Source organism: Desulfosporosinus paludis, from assembly GCF_045689965.1.
Taxonomy (GTDB): Bacteria; Bacillota; Desulfitobacteriia; order Desulfitobacteriales; family Desulfitobacteriaceae; genus Desulfosporosinus; species Desulfosporosinus paludis.
In genome coordinates this window covers 3,216,254-3,234,326 of the sequence record NZ_CP144211.1, presented here as the reverse complement: position 1 = coordinate 3,234,326, position 18,073 = coordinate 3,216,254, and the positions used below count along the sequence as shown (strand labels likewise).

Annotated in this window: 12 protein-coding genes, 1 pseudogene and 1 riboswitch; of the genes and pseudogenes, 4 read left to right on the top strand and 9 right to left on the bottom strand. The window is 37.2% G+C overall.

Going from position 1 to position 18,073, the window contains the following annotated elements:
* Positions 1–66 precede the first annotated feature (66 nt).
* The 3 genes from VZF35_RS16205 to VZF35_RS16195 are packed head-to-tail and all read left to right on the top strand — an operon-like array spanning position 67 to position 3,012.
* Positions 67–993: an acyl-CoA dehydratase activase-related protein gene (locus VZF35_RS16205; RefSeq protein ID WP_407306472.1), complete on the top strand. Its 927-nt coding sequence runs from the start codon at positions 67–69 to the stop codon at positions 991–993.
* A complete protein-coding gene (locus VZF35_RS16200; protein WP_407306470.1) occupies positions 980–2,047 on the top strand; it encodes a hypothetical protein in 1,068 nt (355 codons plus the stop codon). Before VZF35_RS16205 ends, VZF35_RS16200 begins: the two co-directional genes overlap by 14 nt.
* Positions 2,044–3,012, top strand: a complete 969-nt coding sequence (locus VZF35_RS16195) for an acyl-CoA dehydratase activase (RefSeq protein WP_407306468.1) — start codon at positions 2,044–2,046, stop codon at positions 3,010–3,012. The genes VZF35_RS16200 and VZF35_RS16195 overlap by 4 nt, the downstream gene beginning before the upstream one ends.
* A 123-nt stretch (positions 3,013–3,135) precedes the next feature.
* On the opposite strand, the gene VZF35_RS16190 is transcribed toward VZF35_RS16195, so the two are convergent.
* The 8 genes and pseudogenes from VZF35_RS16190 to VZF35_RS16155 all read right to left on the bottom strand — a co-directional run bounded on the left by VZF35_RS16190 (position 3,136) and on the right by VZF35_RS16155 (position 13,021).
* The gene (locus VZF35_RS16190; RefSeq protein ID WP_407306466.1) at positions 3,136–3,714 is read right to left on the bottom strand and encodes a universal stress protein; all 579 of its coding nucleotides are present in this window, start codon (positions 3,712–3,714) and stop codon (positions 3,136–3,138) included.
* Positions 3,715–3,814: 100 nt separating this feature from the next.
* Positions 3,815–5,077 (bottom strand): Nramp family divalent metal transporter, encoded by a 1,263-nt coding sequence (locus VZF35_RS16185; RefSeq protein ID WP_407306464.1) that lies wholly within the window; start codon positions 5,075–5,077, stop codon positions 3,815–3,817.
* A gap of 81 nt (positions 5,078–5,158) precedes the next feature.
* Entirely contained in the window at positions 5,159–5,341 is a 183-nt protein-coding gene (locus VZF35_RS16180; protein ID WP_407306462.1) for a helix-turn-helix domain-containing protein, read from the bottom strand.
* Positions 5,342–5,382: 41 nt separating this feature from the next.
* Entirely contained in the window at positions 5,383–5,697 is a 315-nt protein-coding gene (locus tag VZF35_RS16175) for a sensor histidine kinase (RefSeq protein ID WP_407314648.1), read from the bottom strand.
* A gap of 20 nt (positions 5,698–5,717) precedes the next feature.
* The gene (locus tag VZF35_RS16170) at positions 5,718–6,209 is read right to left on the bottom strand and encodes a histidine kinase dimerization/phospho-acceptor domain-containing protein (protein WP_407306461.1); all 492 of its coding nucleotides are present in this window, start codon (positions 6,207–6,209) and stop codon (positions 5,718–5,720) included.
* A gap of 94 nt (positions 6,210–6,303) precedes the next feature.
* Positions 6,304–6,612 (bottom strand): annotated as a pseudogene (locus VZF35_RS16165) (response regulator); the annotation flags it as partial.
* A gap of 674 nt (positions 6,613–7,286) precedes the next feature.
* A complete protein-coding gene (locus VZF35_RS16160; protein ID WP_407306459.1) occupies positions 7,287–11,570 on the bottom strand; it encodes an amino acid adenylation domain-containing protein in 4,284 nt (1,427 codons plus the stop codon).
* Positions 11,571–11,671: 101 nt separating this feature from the next.
* Positions 11,672–13,021, bottom strand: coding sequence for an HD-GYP domain-containing protein (locus tag VZF35_RS16155; RefSeq protein ID WP_407306458.1), 1,350 nt, complete (start codon positions 13,019–13,021; stop codon positions 11,672–11,674).
* A 1,174-nt stretch (positions 13,022–14,195) separates the two neighbouring features.
* On the opposite strand from VZF35_RS16155, the gene VZF35_RS16150 reads away from it, so the two are divergent.
* On the top strand, positions 14,196–14,381 hold the full coding sequence (locus VZF35_RS16150; protein ID WP_407306457.1) for a hypothetical protein: 186 nt from the start codon (positions 14,196–14,198) through the stop codon (positions 14,379–14,381).
* A gap of 938 nt (positions 14,382–15,319) precedes the next feature.
* Here the strand turns inward: VZF35_RS16150 and dapA are convergent.
* Positions 15,320–16,210 (bottom strand): 4-hydroxy-tetrahydrodipicolinate synthase, encoded by an 891-nt coding sequence (dapA, locus tag VZF35_RS16145; protein WP_407306455.1) that lies wholly within the window; start codon positions 16,208–16,210, stop codon positions 15,320–15,322.
* 86 nt (positions 16,211–16,296) lie between these two features.
* Positions 16,297–16,472: riboswitch (Lysine riboswitch) on the bottom strand.
* Between the last annotated feature and the right edge of the window lie 1,601 nt (positions 16,473–18,073).

Below are 18,073 nucleotides of genomic sequence, written 5' to 3'. Positions count from 1 at the left end.
TGAGGTAAGAGCTTTGCGAGTATAGTTAAGCAAGTCCAATATCCCACTGGAAAGGCCACGATTACTATGAAAGTTGGCATACCAAGAGCACTTTTATATTATAAATACAAGCACCTCTGGGAAAGTTTTTTTGACGAATTAGAGATCGATTATATCGTAAGCCCCGCTACGAACAAAGAAATTATTCTTAAAGGCATAAATCATGCCATTGATGAATCATGCCTGTCTTCCAAGATCTACATTGGACATGTGGAATGGTTGCTGGATAAATGTGACTATATTCTCGTTCCTCGTATTTCAGATTACGGCAGTGATGGAACAGTCTGTACTAAGTTTCAAGCCATTTACGATATATTGGCCAACACTTTCAGAAATAGAAATATTAACTTGTTGGATTATAATATTGATTCCCAAGCCGCTGATTTTGAAATGAACGCCTTTGTCAAAATGGGTAAAATTCTTGGCAAAAGGAAGTCTCAGAGTTTATATGCCTACCTTGTCGCAAAACAAGTGCAAAAAAAGGCACAAGCAATGGAGCTCAATGAACAGGAAGGTTTGATGAACGAAAACAAACTTAAAATCTTATTAATAGCACACCGCTATAATATTTGCGATAGCTATATTGGTGAACCTATCACTAACTTTCTTTGTAAGTTGGGGACTGTTCCGATCATTGGCGATATAGCTCCGAAAAAAGAGGCTTTAGCGAGATCTGCCGAAATCAGCGAAACATTACCATGGGCTTTTAACAAAGAGCTTGTCGGCTCCATCCCTATCTTCAAAGACAAGATCGACGGCATTATCCTCATGAGTGCTTTTCCCTGCGGCCCAGATTCTCTTGTTAATGAGATGATTATACGGCGGGTCAAGGATAAACCCATCCTGAATTTAATGATTGACGGCCAAGAGGGAAACGCCGGAATAGAAACCCGTTTGGAAAGCTTTGTCGATATTATCAGGTTTAAAAAGGATGATTTTGATGAAAGAAATTAAGGCAAGCTTTCCCCAATTAGGCAACTATTGTACTCCACTGGAGCTCTTATTCACTGTCGGATTCGGAGTAGACTATATTGTACCTCCGCCCATTACCAAAAAAACGTTAGCTTTAGGAAGCCGTTACAGTCCGGATTACGTTTGTGCTCCCTTTAAATATAACCTTGGAAACTTTATCGAGACGATTGAAGCTGGCGCAAATACCCTTGTCCAAACTGGCGGTGTATGCAGATTGCGTTATTATGGAGAGCTTCACGAGCAGATCCTCCGTGATTTGGGTTATAAGGTTAAGTTTGTGAACATGGCCAAAGTTCAAGACGCAAATCCTATTTCCTTTTACAACGGATTAAAAGAAATTAACCCCCAGATGTCCTTGAAAAAGATAGCGGGAATTCTGCCTGTTGTTTTGAAGATGATTGAGTACATCGACAAGGCTGAAGACTTTATCCGTAAAAATGTCGGCTTTGAAAGTAAGGCAGGGGCATTTGACAAAGTTCATACTGACTTTTTGAACGATCTGCGTACCGTACGTGATAAGAAAGGGCTTAACATCACTTACCGGAATTATATGAAACGTTTCAAGGAAATTGAGGTAAAGAAGCCTTCGAATCCTCTTAAGGTAGGGATTGTCGGAGAATATTACACCATTATGGAGCCGTTCAGCAATCATTATATTGAGAAAGAACTAGCCCAAATGGGTATCGTCGTTGACAGATGGCTGAATGTTACCAACACTTTGCTTCATTATCCCAAAAAACAAATCAAAGAGCACATTGAAAATTATGCCAAGTACCCAATGGGTGCTACCAGCATGGCAACCATAGACAGAGCGTTGGAGTTTGCTAAAAAAGGCTATGACGGCATCATTCATGTCAAGTCCTTTGGCTGTACACCGGAAATTGATGCCATACCGATTCTGCAGAATATCAGCAATGATTACAAAATTCCTATTCTCTATTTCAGCTTTGACACTCAAACTAGTGAGACAGGTTTCAATACGCGTCTTGAGGCCTTTTATGACATGATCATCATGAGAAAGGAAACAAAGAAATGAGCAAATCATATTTAGGAATCGATATCGGCTCAATTTCTACCAAAGGGGTGGTCATCGACGAAAACAATCAAATTAAGGCAAGCGAATATCTGTGGACAGAAGGTGATCCCCTAAAAGCCGTCAAACGGTTATTGTCCGCTCTGAAGGACCAGCTTGACGGCAGTCATGGAAAAATTGTCGCCGTTGGCACCACAGGCAGTGCCCGCAAACTCATTGGAGCCATGACAGGCGCCACTGTGGTAAAAAACGAGATAACCGCTCACGCCATTGGGGCAATGTCTGTTCATCCAGATGTCCGTACGATTATTGAAATAGGCGGACAAGATTCTAAAATGATCCTGATTGAAAACGGTATCGTTATTGACTATGCCATGAACACGCTTTGCGCTGCCGGAACTGGTGCCTTCTTGTCCAGTCAGGCTCAGCGCCTTCACATTAATATTGAGGATTTCGGAAAAATCGCCTTACAGTCTACCAAGCCGACATCTATTGCCGCTCGCTGCACTGTTTTCGCAGAATCTGACCTCGTGCACAAAGCTCAAATCGGCCATAAGAAAGAGGACATTGTTGCCGGTTTATGCAAGGCCGTTGTTACTAACTATCTCAATAATGTGGGCAAGGGAAAAAAGATCATTTCTCCTATTGTTTTCCAAGGTGGCGTAAGCAAAAACGTGGGCGTAATTAAAGCCTTCGAAGAATCACTTGGGATGCCCGTTACGGTGGACCTTAACAGCCATTTAACCGGTGCCCTCGGGGTAGCAATTCTTGCTAAGAAATCAAACATTGAGAACGATTTCTTCTTCGACATAACTGATATTGAATTTAAAACGATGGGTTATGAATGTAAAAAATGTTCCAACAACTGTGAAATCATCTGTATCTACAGGGAAAATGAGATTATTGATGCCTGGGGCAATAAATGCGAAAACGGAACGGTCCGAGTTCCCACTTTAACTTCCCAATAAACTATTTTTTTAAGTTATAATTCTAAATCAGTCATGACAACGCGCTAGACTGTGTTATAGATTATTAGAAAAGGACGTCCATTTTGACGTCCTAATTATTATAAAAATACAAATTATTCTAGCTCACTTGATTCTTCGCAAGGAAACAACTTTGGTTCCAGACATGTAGCGATCGATAAACTCTTGTGGTAGTTTCTTGATCAACATAACGGGTATCGTAGACCGGGTAAGGACAGTGTGAGCCAAACTACCGAAAATCAACCCCTGTAAATTCGAATGTCCCCGTGTACCCATAACTATTAAATCAAATGAATTCCGTTTTGCATAATCAAGGATAAGATCAGCAGTGTCAGATATCTCGGATAGTCTCGTATTCGAGAATAGTTCTTCATGATAGATTTTGTATTTTCTATTAGAGAATATTTCATTGGTTTTAAATAATATCGTATTATATTCTTTTTGCAATTCTATATTAGAATCGTTGAGGACATGTTTAACCCACTCCGTGGTGGGGCTAATTGGCCATGTATGAATCCAACTTTTTTCTTTATCTTCGGGAACCTCATCACGATCATGTATATGCAAGACGGTTAAATACATACTGGGCATATTCTGTAACAGCATCGCAGTGTAAACAGCTGCTGAAAAAGCCTGATGAGATCCATCGGAATAGAGGAGTACTTTAAACTTTGCATCCGTCATATGACAACCTCCCGAAATTTTCTAAGCAATTATACCATAATTTTTTAAATAATAAACAAACAGCTAGTTTTTATCTAACGATAGATCGCCCTATCTCCAATCAATTTACCAGATAACTTTTAAATAGCATGATATTCAAAAGGGCCAATATAACAGCAATAACCCACAGAGTAATATTATGTCCCAAAGAATTTTTGTATTTGCCCATCACCTTTTGAGACGAAGTTAAATAAATCTGAAGAAATACTGTAATTGGCAGTTGAATACTAAGAAGCATTTGGCTGTAAATTAGACCCTTGAAGGGATCACTGATCAGAAAAATAACAAAGGTTGCCAATGATAGAATACCAACAACACCGATTTTAGTGTGTCTGTCCCCGATATCATAAGGTTCCCCAAAAAACCCTGCAAATATGGATCCGCCTGCCATTCCAGCTGTCATTGTTGAGGAAATTCCTGAGAACAATAGGGCAATACCAAAGATAAGTGCTGCTGAATCGCCTACTATCGGCACCAACATCTGCTGAGCCTGCCCCAGCTCTCCTACCCTGGCATGATTTATATAGAAAGTTGTAGCTGCTAGGATAATCATGGAACTATTAATCGCCCAGCCAATGATCATGGAGAAAAGCGTATCCATAAACTCAAACTTTAATTGTTTCTTAATGACTGCATCTTCTTCTAGATTCCACTGTCTGCTCTGGATGACTTCCGAATGCAAAAATAGATTGTGAGGCATCACGACGGCACCTAAAACCGACATGATGATCGGCATTGAACCGATTGGAAATTGAATTAAGGTCCAACCACGGACTGCTTCTTCCCAGTTCACATGCACCATACTTAATTCATAAAGAAAAGAAATACCGATGATTGATACAAAACCGATAATCCATTTTTCCAGCTTTTTATATGTATTGCTAAACAGTAAACCAATGATAAGTATTAAAATAAACACTGCACCCAGCTTGATGGGAATACGAAATAACAGGTTTAAGGCAATCGCTCCGCCTAAAATCTCCGCCATCGCCGTTGAAACAGCTGCAATTATTCCGGTAGACAGAATTATTTTTGACAGCCATGGTTTTAAATGCTTCTTAGCAGCTTCAGAAAGACAGTCACCTGTGACAATACCCAAATGGGCCACATTATGCTGTAATAGAATCAACATGATCGTAGACAGTGTCACCATCCAAAGAAGCTTGTATCCGTATTCTGAGCCTGCAGCAATATTGGACGCCCAATTTCCAGGATCAATAAACCCGACTGTAACCAATAAACCTGGACCGATATATCCCAATAATTCACGAAGTCCGAAGCTAGGGTTATGCCCATGCGTATTTAATATTTTTTTTAACTTCATAAATCGTCCCCTATCAATTATATCTTGTGGTTATTATAATTTTACAACCTTCGCTTCCACTTATCTACTCAATACATAATTCTATCCTCTCTTTAAGATATCTCGATTATTTCTAAATTCTTTTGGCGTAAAACCCATCTGCTTTTTGAAGTGTGTATAAAAATTGGACAAACTTTTAAAGCCTGTCATATAGGCGATCTCAAGAATATCTATTTCCTTTTGTCCAAGTAATTCTGCTGCTTTAGTACCTCTTGAGGATTCCAATGTCAGTTTTTTAACTGAGAAAGATTCGTTGAAACCATTAATTATAACCTTATCTTCATTACCCCTGGTAAGTTCACGGTAAACGCTGTTCCTTGCCCTAGTTGACTATTGACCGAAATTGTCCCGCCGTGGCTTTGAACAATCCATTGGGCTATAGCTAACCCAAGTCCGCTGCCGCCTGTCTGTTTCGATCTTGCCTTATCTTCACGGTAGAATCGCTCAAAAATATGGGCCAAATGTTCTGGAGCAATCCCCTCGCCCGTATCCGTAATCACGATTTGCCCACCGTTACCATGCTGAAGCACTTTAACGTTTATCATGCCTCCTACAGGTGTATGTTTTAGGGCGTTGTCCAACAAGATGAGAACAAGCTGTTTCAACCTGTTCCCGTCTCCCAGAACATGGATGTTTTCATTGTGGTAACGTTTATGGCAATACCATTTTGTTCTGCCAGCGGTCGAAATGATCCTACCGTGTCTTCAACCACTTCAACTAGCGATAACTCTTTTGCTTCAAGCAGAAGTTCTTCAGAGTCTGCTCTGGCTAAAAAGAGGAGGTCATTGACAAGCCTGGCCAATCGTTGAGTTTCTAGATTGATATAGTCAAGCCATTTCATTTGATTTGCTACGGTTTCATCCGAATTTCCTCTTACTAACTCCAAGTTAGTCTGAATGACCGCTAATGGAGTTCTTAGTTCATGAGACGCATCCGCGACAAATTCCTTTTGTTTTTGCCAAGACTCCATTATAGGCTTTAAAGCACGTACGGCCAGAAATCGCCCGCTGAAATATGCCAGTACCAAATAGAACAGTCCAACCGCACTCAAGGTAATTAATAAGAGGTAAAGTGTATCCTGATCATGATCCACGCCTACGAAGGCAATTAACTCGCTTGCATTGTCAGGATCAACTGTTTTTAGAAAACTGTATGAATCATCATCGAGATCAACTTGTCCCCTGGAAGTATGGTGTGACTAGATAATCATCGGCTCCAGCATCCAATCCTTGAACCCGGTCATGGATGCTGTCCTTAGCAGTTAACATAAGTACCGGAGTAGTTATCCTTTGCCCTCGCAGTTCTCTTAAAAGAGTTATTCCTTCCTTACCAAGCAACATACGGTCTAAAATAATGAGATCATAAGCTCCCGATTCTGCCAAGTTTTGCCCAGTATTTCCATCGTAAGCTACATCAATCCCATAATTCTGTTTCTTTAGAATGTAAGCCAGAGCCTCAGCTAATCGTTCTTCATCTTCGATCAACAACAAGCGCATCAATACCACCTCCTTCATATATTACAATCATTTTCTTTGAATCGGTTTTGATCAAATTAACAAGTTCAGAATTGCCGCGAAGTCAGTTAGTTATAAATGCATATTGTACGTATAACTTGCTGCTTTCTATTGTGAAGGAACCCATTAAAATAGTTTTGGTTTCGTCTTTTAACAATTCTAAAGAAAATTAAAGGTTCGTATCCTATTATTGTATTAATTTCTCTCGATGAGTCAGCAATTTATCTTGAGAAATCATTTCCCTATTAATTATCGCTTAAGGAGTGAAGTTTTTGAACTGTCTTCTTTTAATATCGGCAATACTAACTTTATCATTCGAAGAACTCAATAAGAAACCATTAGCCACCTGCCGTCTCCGGGAAATAACGAAATGCCGGGAATTTTGCCCGGCATATCCCTCAAAATAGGCCAGAGCCCCCCTTATCTAGAGCTCTGACCTTTAGCTTTTTCTATATTAAACTATCATCTTTTTAAAACATTTTTTGAATCAATAAAAAACTTAAAAGCTACGAAGACGAACTTCTTTTTGTACCCAATAAATCGAAGTACAGGATCGTAATAACTAAATGATACAACCTAAAGCACCAGAGAATGGATCAGAGATATTAATATCAGGGAGCAACGCCTAGATTTCTTGCTTTAATCCTTTTCACTGACTATGACTCCAAAAAACCTATCTTATTCATATAGGTAAATATGCGTTTCAGATAATCAGTGTCGATATCTGGCCAATAAAAACCTAGTTTCATTAAATCCTTAGTCGTTTTTTCACAACCCATTTTTATAGTAGAACTATAAGTTAGGCCTTTGTTTAGACTAAGATCAACAATCAAACCATTTAAGATTCCAAAATTTCCTCTTCGGGCAATATTTTTTAGATGTTGTTCAAATATATCTCGATTTAGAATTTTAAAAGAATAACCAAGTAATTCTAATTTCTTAAGCAGGTTTCTCAATGTAATTATTTTATAATTATAAATATGATACACAAATCCAGTTACCTCACAGGATCGTATGATTTCTACTATTCCTTTTGCACAGAAATCTACCGGAGTAAATTCGATCGGCTGTTCGAGAAGATCTTCAGGGATTATACCTAATCTAATAATTGACTTAAGCCTGTTATAAAAGGCATTTTCAAAAGCGTTTTTTTGAAATTTACCATCTAGATACCTACCTGTTAATATACCTACTCTAAAAATCTTTGCTCGCAATCCAGAGTTTCTTGCCTTAACGATTATAGTCTCAGCTTCAAATTTACTGCGAACATAGACATTGTCCTTATAATTTTGGCCAATATACAAATCATCTTCTGTAAATTCGGTATGTTTTTCTTGATTAACCAGATAATTTCCAGAAACGCTCATAGTGGAAATATGATTTAAATTCTTATGATGAGCCAAACAAAATTCAACTATTTCTTTGGTACCGTTAAGGTTAACTTTCTCAAACTCAGAATAATCACCATAATGCTTTACATTTGCCGCTGAATGAATGACTGTATTGATAACTTGAGTTAACATGTTAAAATCATCTTCAGCTAATCCGAATTTTTCTTTTGTTAAATCACCATTAATTATAATAAGTTTTTCACTAACCAATCTAGTTGATTCACCGGGAAAATAAAACTCAATTGATTGGACCAGCCGATCGAACGGTTTATTTCCACGTATTAGACAATAGATTTTACCCGAAATATTGGTTATTAGTTCCTTTAATATATGAATCCCTAAAAAGCCAGTTGCACCTGTTAATAATATATTACCTAATTCGTACCCTTCTGAAGGGAGTACAATTTGGTTTGTATTGACAAAATTATTAACTAAAACATCGATTGACTCATCTCTGAATTCTTCTTTGATATGCCCCTTGATTTTTGTGGATAATTCTCGTATGGTAGGAAAATCATAAAAATCCTGAGCGATAATTCCCCAATCATAAGAAAAAACATCAGATAAAATCTCTAATACCGTTAGAGAATCTCCACCCAAAGAAAACAGATTATCGTCTATGCCAACCATTTTCACTTCTAATGCCTTGGCCCATACCTCAGCAAGAACTATTTCAACCGTATTTCTTGGCGCAGTATACTCCAAGCTTACAAGCAATTCTATTTGATCTAATTCAGGCAACGCTTTGCGGTCAATTTTCCCATTGGGAGTTAACGGGATTTCGTTAACCCAGATAAAGTGTGTAGGGATCATATAATCTGGCAAATATTTTTCGATGAAGGAACGCAATTCTCCATCTGATACTTTATTGCCTACTAGATAAGCATTTAGGTAACCCTTGCCACTTCTATCCTCTTTCATAGTTACCGCAGCCTGTTCGACTTGTGCGAATTTTAAGAGGCAGTTTTCTATTTCACCAAGTTCAATCCTGAAACCCCTGATCTTTACTTGAGCATCATTTCTTCCAATATACTCTATGCTTCCATCGGGAAGCCACCGACCTAAGTCACCCGTTTTATATATTTTAGCATCTGCAGAATACGGATTGACTATAAATTTTTTTCTTGTCATTTCATGGTTATTTAAGTAACCTCGGGCTAACCCATCTCCGCCAATATAAATCTCGCCTGCAACACCGACTGGTAAGAGTTTTAGGTTAGAATCTAAAATATAAATCTGTGTATTAGCTATTGGTTTACCAATTGATATTTTATTTGCATCTTTCAGCTTTTGGACGGTCGACCAAACTGTTGTTTCAGTGGGTCCGTAAAGATTATAGACTTCAGCTGAAGTTAAATGTTTAATCCGGTCTAACAATGGCTCAGGAAAACGTTCACCTCCTATTAAGATTTTGGATAAATTTTTAAATGAATGTATTCCGTTTGTATCCTTCAAGATTGATAACATACGGGTCGGTGTTACTTGAATGATATTAACCTTATGACAGTTAATGAGGTTAAATAGCTTCCGAGGGATCCTTTGCTCATCTTCATTAGCAATAACAACTTTTAACCCTTTTGCCAATGGCAAGAGGGTCTCAAGAACAAAAATATCAAAAGAAAAGGTAGTTAAACATATAATAGTGTCATTCGGAGAAAAGTTTAATTCGTTATATATTGCATGGATAAAATTATTTACAGACTTATGCTCGATCATCACGCCTTTAGGATTTCCTGTTGACCCAGAGGTATAAATAGCATAAGCCAAATTGTTGGGTTCCGCGTTTTCATCCGGATTTTGGGAAACTCCATCGTATAAATTTATTTCGTCTAAATATATCCTTTCAATAGGAAAGTTCAAAGTTGATTCCAAATTTGAATGTGTTAATAGAATCTTTGCGTTACTATCTTTTAAAATATAATTAATTCGTGCTTCTGGATAACCCGAATCCAGAGGCAAGTAAGCTCCTCCAGCTTTCAGAACTCCAATCATTCCGATGAGCATTTCGAAAGATCGTTTAGCTAAAAGAGCCACAATGGTGTCTCTCGTAACCCCTCTTGAACGTAGGTAATGTGCCAAAGCGTTTGCTCTTCGATTTAATTCTCCATAAGTCAACTCTTGTTCCTCAAAAATTAGAGCAATTTTATCAGGGTTTTGTTCTACTTGATTCTCGAATAACCGATTGAGTGATTTATCATTTGAATAGTTGATCTTAGTCGAGTTGAATTTTAACAAAATCCTTTCTTTTTCCTCTTCCGATAATACTTCCAGTCCAGACAGCTCTTTCTGAGGATTATTAAGTATATTTTGAATCAGACTGTAAGCCCCATTATGGATTTGCTCTATCTCCTCAATGGTAAAAAGCTCTGATAAATAAACATAATCAAGAATTAATTGGCCTTCGCCTTCTCGATCATTAATATGAATGGCCAAAGAATTGATTTCATTGCCATTAAAACACCAATTCGCCTTGAATTTTGTATCCAACACATCAAATTTTGCGTTTTGGTAGGATAAGGTAATATCTGTGATCCGATCCAAATTTCTATACTTATTTCTTAAATCTCTTAATAATAAGTTATATGGATATCGTTGATTTTTAAGTATATTTCGCCAATCTTTAGTTAACTTTTGAGTATAAGAATAAAAATCTAATGATCTATCTATATGTGTTTTAAATAGTACATTATCTGTGAACATTCCAATAGTAGTCTTTTCTCTAGAATTCGATCTATTTAAAACAGGTGTTGAAATTACAATATCTTCATTTGAAATAATTCTTGAAATATAGATACTAAAAATGGCAAATAAAAAAATAAATATAGAAATTTTATTTTCTAAACAATATACATTTATTTCTTCAGTATTAGATAAAATGAAAGTCTTTCTTTTAGCATTAGTAGACTTTAAAGAACTTCTTTTTTTAATATAAGTAGACTTCTCGGGAAGTAAATCAAACTGGTTATTCCAAAAATTCTTATTTTTCTCAAATTTTTCAGAACAATAATACTCGTCTTCACTCAATAAATAATTAATATAAGATGGCTTTAATTCAAAAGAAACACTTTGGTTGTTTATAAGATTTCGGTAATTATTTAATATTTGATTAATTAATTGAATTGTCCCCCAAACGTCACTTATAATGTGATGACATTTTAAGTATAGTGCACCCTCTTGGTTGTTCGTTTTAAGTAAGGCGAAGTAAAATAATTCGGAATCTTTAATTGTGAAAGGAGTTTGAGTTGTCTCTTTTTCCCAAGTAGCCAAATCATTTAATCCATCAGGATACGTAAAATCTTTTAGTTCGAAGTCATGTACCTTATATTCGGAGATATATTGTAAAGGATTGTTATCTTGCTGAGTGATTTTAATTCTTAATGCATCATTTTGTTCGAGACAAAGATTAATAGCTTCTTTTAATTTATCATAATTCACTTCTTCAAAAATCGTAATCATAGTTGCAATGTTCGAGAAATTGCTTTGGTAATATTGTTCAAGAGTCCAAATTGACTGTTGTGGGTAAGAAAGATGGAAATATTTTTCATTCAAGGAAACCACCTCATTATTTTAATTAGTCCGCACCCTCGGGCCCTTTCTGTTAAAATTCATCGGAAAATACATATCTTGCTCATTAACATAGAATCTATAATTCAAGTGATTCGAAGTTTATCAAGGGTAGTCGATTCCTTTTTAGGAACTAACTTCCCTGACTTAAAGAGTTCGACAAAAGCATTAACTAATACAGGATCAAATTGAGTCCCAGCCCCCTTAATCAATTCATCGATTGCTGTTTGAAAAGTGCGGGGCAAACGATACGATCGTTTTGAAGTTATTGCATCTACAGTATCAGATATTGAAATGATACGGGCAAGATATGGTATGTTATCACCGATTAATCCATCCGGATAACCATTTCCATCATATCGTTCGTGATGATATCGAATGACCGGAAGGATTTCACGTGCAAAGTTTAATTTAGAGCATATATTTTCACCATTCTCTGGATGAGATTTCATAATCGGCCATTCTTCGTTACTTAAACTACCAGTCTTGTTTAAAATGGCATCCGGAATCCCAATCTTACCAATATCATGTAAAATAGCCGCACGCCATAGATTTTCCTGTAATTTTTCGGGTAAGCCAAGGTAACGTGCAAGTTCTAGAGAATATTCAGCAACTCGTTCAGAATGCCCATGAGTATATGGATCTTTCGACTCTAAAGCCATCGCTAAAGTAAAAATCATATTTTGACTTTCGTCAAGAGCACGTAAAGATAACTCAAGTTGCGAATTTGCTTTGCTAAGTTCTCTATTCGTTGACTGAAGTTCATTTCTTTGACGTTCGATAGTTTTTTTCTTAATAAAATCTTTAACCTTTAAGTCATATAGAAGCACGGAAAGTAACCACGCTACTACAACAATCAGCGTGCCATTTATATAATTACCTCTCAGAATGTTATAGTTCCCCTGTACCTTCGTAATACCTATTATAAATATTAGATACGACAAGAAATAGATAATAAAACTTATAAATGGCTTGATATATAGAATAATTGCAACGGCACAAGACGTAAATACATAAACTGTTATCTGACCGTGAATAAGTTGGTCATTAACAGAGGTTCCTGCCCCCATGAAAGTCCAAAAAACTGCAAAAAATAGAGAAATAAATCGATAAAAAAATAACTTATTCTTAAAGAAATTGATTTTTGTAAACCATGAAAGTATCAGTAAACCAGACATAGTCGCCAAAATAACAATGTGAGAATAAAAAAGCAAACGATACGCTGGAGTTTTATCCCACAGACCATTGCCCTTTCCTAGAATATCCGTATAAATAAGAATGCAGGATGCTGCAATTAGAAGAATAAAAAAATTATGGCAACGAGTATAATTAATATACTCCAATTCAGATTTAATTTCATCTTTGTAGTTTTCGAATGAATTAAGAAATTTTTCACCAATTGATAGCATTCTATTTCTTTTATAACTGTTTAGCATCTTAAGTCACTTCCAGTTTATATTAATCCTATCATACTCTTCAGAATAATCATAAAAATTTTTACTCAAAAGAAGGCATTATCTGCTAAGATTCAACATTTTTTGCGTATTTCCTTCTCAAATAACAAAATAATTAAGTCCAAAAAATAGCAAGAAAGTATGATCAAGGAATTGAAACTTAATTTTTTAGTGCTATGATTTTATGAGTTTAATCTGTATCCCAGAAACTTCACATTTACTTCAACCTTGCAGACGTTTAAATCTAAACCTCACTCCGTCTCCCTGCGAGAAAAATCGCCTTTGTCAGACCCGTGCCCAACCGCTCATGAAGGGCTAGATAGTCTAAATTTTCACGATCGTCTAACTTGTAAATACAATAACTTAATCAATAATTACACCTCTACCAATCATAGCTATCACAATGCTCCCGACACCTATCGTTGGAATTCCTGCTGACAAAAGCATTCCTAGCAGTCTCACTTCCGAAAAGAAGAGTCAGGGAGGGCTCTTCTTCTTATATCTTGATGTTAGTCATATGGATAACATTTTAGTCTTTTAATGCGGATGATGATTGTCATTGGCTGCTCAGCAAATCACGTACTTGTGGTGACTTTTCGTATCTCATCTTATTTTCTCCCTCACTTGTCACACTTGTCCACTGCCATTCATAAGCTACCCTGAGGTGATGAAATGACAGTGTTATTACGTTGTCCCAATTGTCAGAGCACGAACCACTTAAGCAAATGGGTTAACTGCACAGCTAGAACTTTGAAAATGGACATTCTTTCTGCTACTAAGAATCCTGCTTTCGTCTGTCCAAAATGCAAAAGCGAATCACACCGTGCGAGTATTCCACGGATCAAACATTAAAGTTCAACTTAACTGTTTAAATTCTGCGCACTTGTTCGTTCGCTTCACAAATAATAAAAATTCTTCCTACTTGTCGGAAGGCGCCCTTGGAGATTTATCTTTAAGGTCCTTACTTCCCATGTACCTTTTTAGCTTTTTCGTTCAGTCCCGGGTTTGAACATGATCAATTGTAATAATGCCAGCGTCTATCTTTGCCATCATTTTCGTGCTTAAGTCCTAATTTACAAGTGACCAATGACATATGCTCTTATTTCCCCTCCTCCTGTAAACTGTATAAAAAAAGCCGAAAGGGGACTTATAGTAAATGTATGGAAAGGCAAACAAACCCGGAACTTTGCAAACTGCGCAAATGATGTGCGAATGCGAAAAGGAAAATACTCCTTTGTCTAGCGATTGTATGACTCGATTAATGACAGCCGAAGATTGGGAAAAATACGGACCATTAATTCTAGTTAAGAAAAGAAAACAGCAAAAATTAAAGGACTTTTAAATCTCTATCAATGTCTCGGCATCCAGTATTCGGTGGATCGAAATATCCTTCTTAATAAGGGTACAATCCAAATTAAGATTTCCTTTCCTGCCTCGGCAATCACGGAATTCTTCATAGTCAGGTCACGAATTTCCCGGACCATTCTTGCTGCAACTTAATTACTCAAGTATCTCATGACAGTAATTGCACTCACCAAGACGTAATTCAGTCCATTAAACCTGCAGCAATAAATTTGCAAAAGATTATTGACAGTACTGGATTATGTGACACATATTTTCCGGCATTCCATGAATCGGACCTTTGCCGCAATGGGAATAAAGAGAAAACCCATCGAAGCCAAACACAAGCTGCTTATCAAGTAATTATTTAAGAATCCTGTTGCTATTAATAAAATACCAATTACAAGTGGAAATATATATAATACACCTTGTCTAATTTTTCTCGTTTACGCTCGACATAAAGATACTACCAAAGAACGACATGACTCCCATCAATGACATTAAAACACCATATCCGGTTTCTAGCTTATGCAATATCTCTTTCGCAAACACGAGACGAGAGCCTTCCGAAAATGATTAAATTAGTTATTTCTTTAATTTGAACCAAACATGTAGGTTATGTTTAACCCCAAAACTTACTTATAAAAAACTGCCGGTTGCTGTTCTCAAACCGACTGGCAGTTCATTTTATGCTCATCTTATACTTTTAACAAAAGATAGGATTTACCCTCAGTGGGTGCATCTTTTAACGAAAAGGGCGCAAAATCGAAAAAGCACCGCTTTAAACGATGCTTAATCTGCCCTAAGCCAAAAAATCCAGTAATACTAGACTTTTATGTTCTTTATTCGTATCAGTTATTGAGTACTTATTTGAGCGGATGAGGCTAAACCGCGATCCTAATACAATTTAATGATGACTCGTCTATTACAAGATCCTCCTCAAACGTTTAATCCATGTGCTCTCATAAGAGAGACCAACTTTTCACGGTTTGCATCCTCCATAGTAGTGAGAGGCGATCTGAGATAATCCTTGCAGAAACCCATAGCCGCCATAGCCGCCTTGACCGGAATAGGGTTTACTTCACAAAACAGTGCGTCTATAAGTGTATAAAGCTTATATTGCTGCTCTGCACTGCCTGCAATGTCACCATTAAAGAAACGGGTGCAAATCTCACGTGTCTGTGCCGGCATAATGTTAGAAAGCACAGAAATGCCGCCAACTCCACCAAGCGCCATAAGTGGAACTAACTGATCGTCATTGCCTGAATACAAATCAAGCTTGCCATGCACACGTGCCATCGTTTCAACAATTTTAGAAATGTTGCCATTTGCTTCTTTAATCCCTACTATGTTTTCGTGTTCAGCCAATACCTCGTAGGTTGCAGGCTCAATATTTATACCTGTCCTTGAAGGCACATTATAGAGGATGATAGGCTTAGTACTCTTGTCAGCAATTTGAGTAAACATTTTAATCAGGCCTTTTTGCGTAGCCTTGTTGTAATAAGGGGTAACTACGAGCATTGCATCCGCACCTGCATCGCAGGCACAACGAGTAAGGTCATGCACGTATTCGGTGTCATTGCTACCTGTGCCAGCAATGATCGGCACTCTGCCTTCTGCGTGCTGAACTGCAAATGTAATAGCCGCTCTGTGCTCAGCGTCAGTTAGGGTCGACGCTTCACCTGTCGTCCCACAAATTACCAGAGCATCAATCCCTTCTATAATTTGCCAATCGATTAATTTGCCAAACTGCTCATAATTAATTCCTGTTTCGTCCAGAGGAGTGATGAGAGCAGTAGCGATACCTTTGAAAACAGTGTTCTTTTTCATGTTAATTCTACGTCTCCTTTATATAAAAAAATAGCTGATACGGAATCAGCTACTAAATTACACGTATGATTTTCCAATCATACCGTAATATAGATAGCTCTCCGCAAACGCGACAGTTGAACAAATCTTATTTTGTCCAACCAGCCCAGTCCCCACGTAATTGGGACCAACTTCGGCATCTACACCTTTCACTGAAGCTACGGTCTTACGTAAACCTTAACAACTTCGGGTACTGATTGTACGATGCACCTCTATCAATTCAATTAAGTGTATCCATATATTGCTACACTTGTCAAGCACAAATTAGAAGCGCAAGGAGACGGGAGTACAAGGGAGCGGTTCTTGGGTATTAAATCCTTCTTGCATAGTAAAGAGTTCAGAAATCATAACCACGAACGAAAAGATGAGGTACTTTTGGATTTTGAGCTAAGGACCTGTGCGGCAGAAGAATTTTGCATCAAACGAATCATCTCAAGGACTTTATTTACGGCATCCTATTCTGTCGCACAATAAAATTTTCCCATATTACGTTCTTCTAATTCCTCGAAGCTTAAGCTTCGGTACAAATAAGGTATTATAGTATTTGGATTTATACTATTCCTCTCATAAACTTGATTATTGCAAACCATAAAAGGTTTAAAGAAAATAAAAGATTATGACTGTTGAATTTTAACAGTATGGTACAACAATTAATAGTATATATCTTCCATTTCACATATGATGTACTCAGATTAGAAAAAGCATTCTAACCATAGTAAAAAATTAATTGCAGATATCTCGGCAAAGAATGGCTATTAATAAACCCCCAAACGTTTATAGCGTATGGAGGTTTTTGTGTTTCCTGAGCATAAGCTCCTTAAGTGACCTTTTCAAACAGCATTAAAGGCGTAGCTTTTGAAACAGCGATTATTGAACGATATCGTCGTCGGGAAAGCTCTGGAGAAGAAGCACTCTTAATGTCATCGAAAGGCCAAACTGGGAGATTCGAGGTAGAACCCGAGTGGTAGGTACATTTCCATTTGCGAAAGAATATTGACAGTACCATCTAACCCCATAAAAATATATAATTCAGACGTAGAAATATATAGATGCAAATCTATTAGACTTTGTGTAAACCTCCGGACGCGGAGGCTTTTTTAATTTTAATAGAAAAAAAGCGCCCCTTTCGGAACGCTCTTTATACATAGTACCATAGATTTTAAATTAAATTTTACAGGTTTATGCCGAATCGCTGCCAATAAGTTTAACAGTGCGTGGAATTATTCTTAGCTATTTATTCCTTAATGCCAATATGAATGATATACTAATAGTGGACGGGGAGGTTTCCCCTCCCCTTGTGTGGCTCATTATCGTTTGTGCTTTCCCGGCTTACTACGATTATGGGCCTTTTAATGTTTTCTTTCATTTGATTCCTTAACTTCAACAAATACAGGACAACCCATAATGTACATTAAAAGTTGTTTTTTCATTAAACAATACCCCCCTTTTTACTTGTACTAATTATCACATACCAAACGTTAATTATTTGGTAATACTTGCTTGTGAATTCCCTTACTTTTGTATATCTATCATCTCCTGGTTTCTAAATATAGTTTAGATCAATTTTATATATAAGTAAAATACATAGTTGGAATGCAAATTATGCACAAAACGAATGATCTTGTTTAGAATTTATTTTCATCTCACCCCCTGGTCAGAGCCCAACTTCACGGGCAAATTTATGGGTATTCTGCCAACGCAGTCATATATGAACATAAAACGTTGGAAATTACCCCGTTGTAAAAGAGACAGGTCCTTACGCAATCCCAGCAGCGCCCAGCGAGATCGCTAAGACCCCCGTTGCCCCTAACATAGTGATTTTTT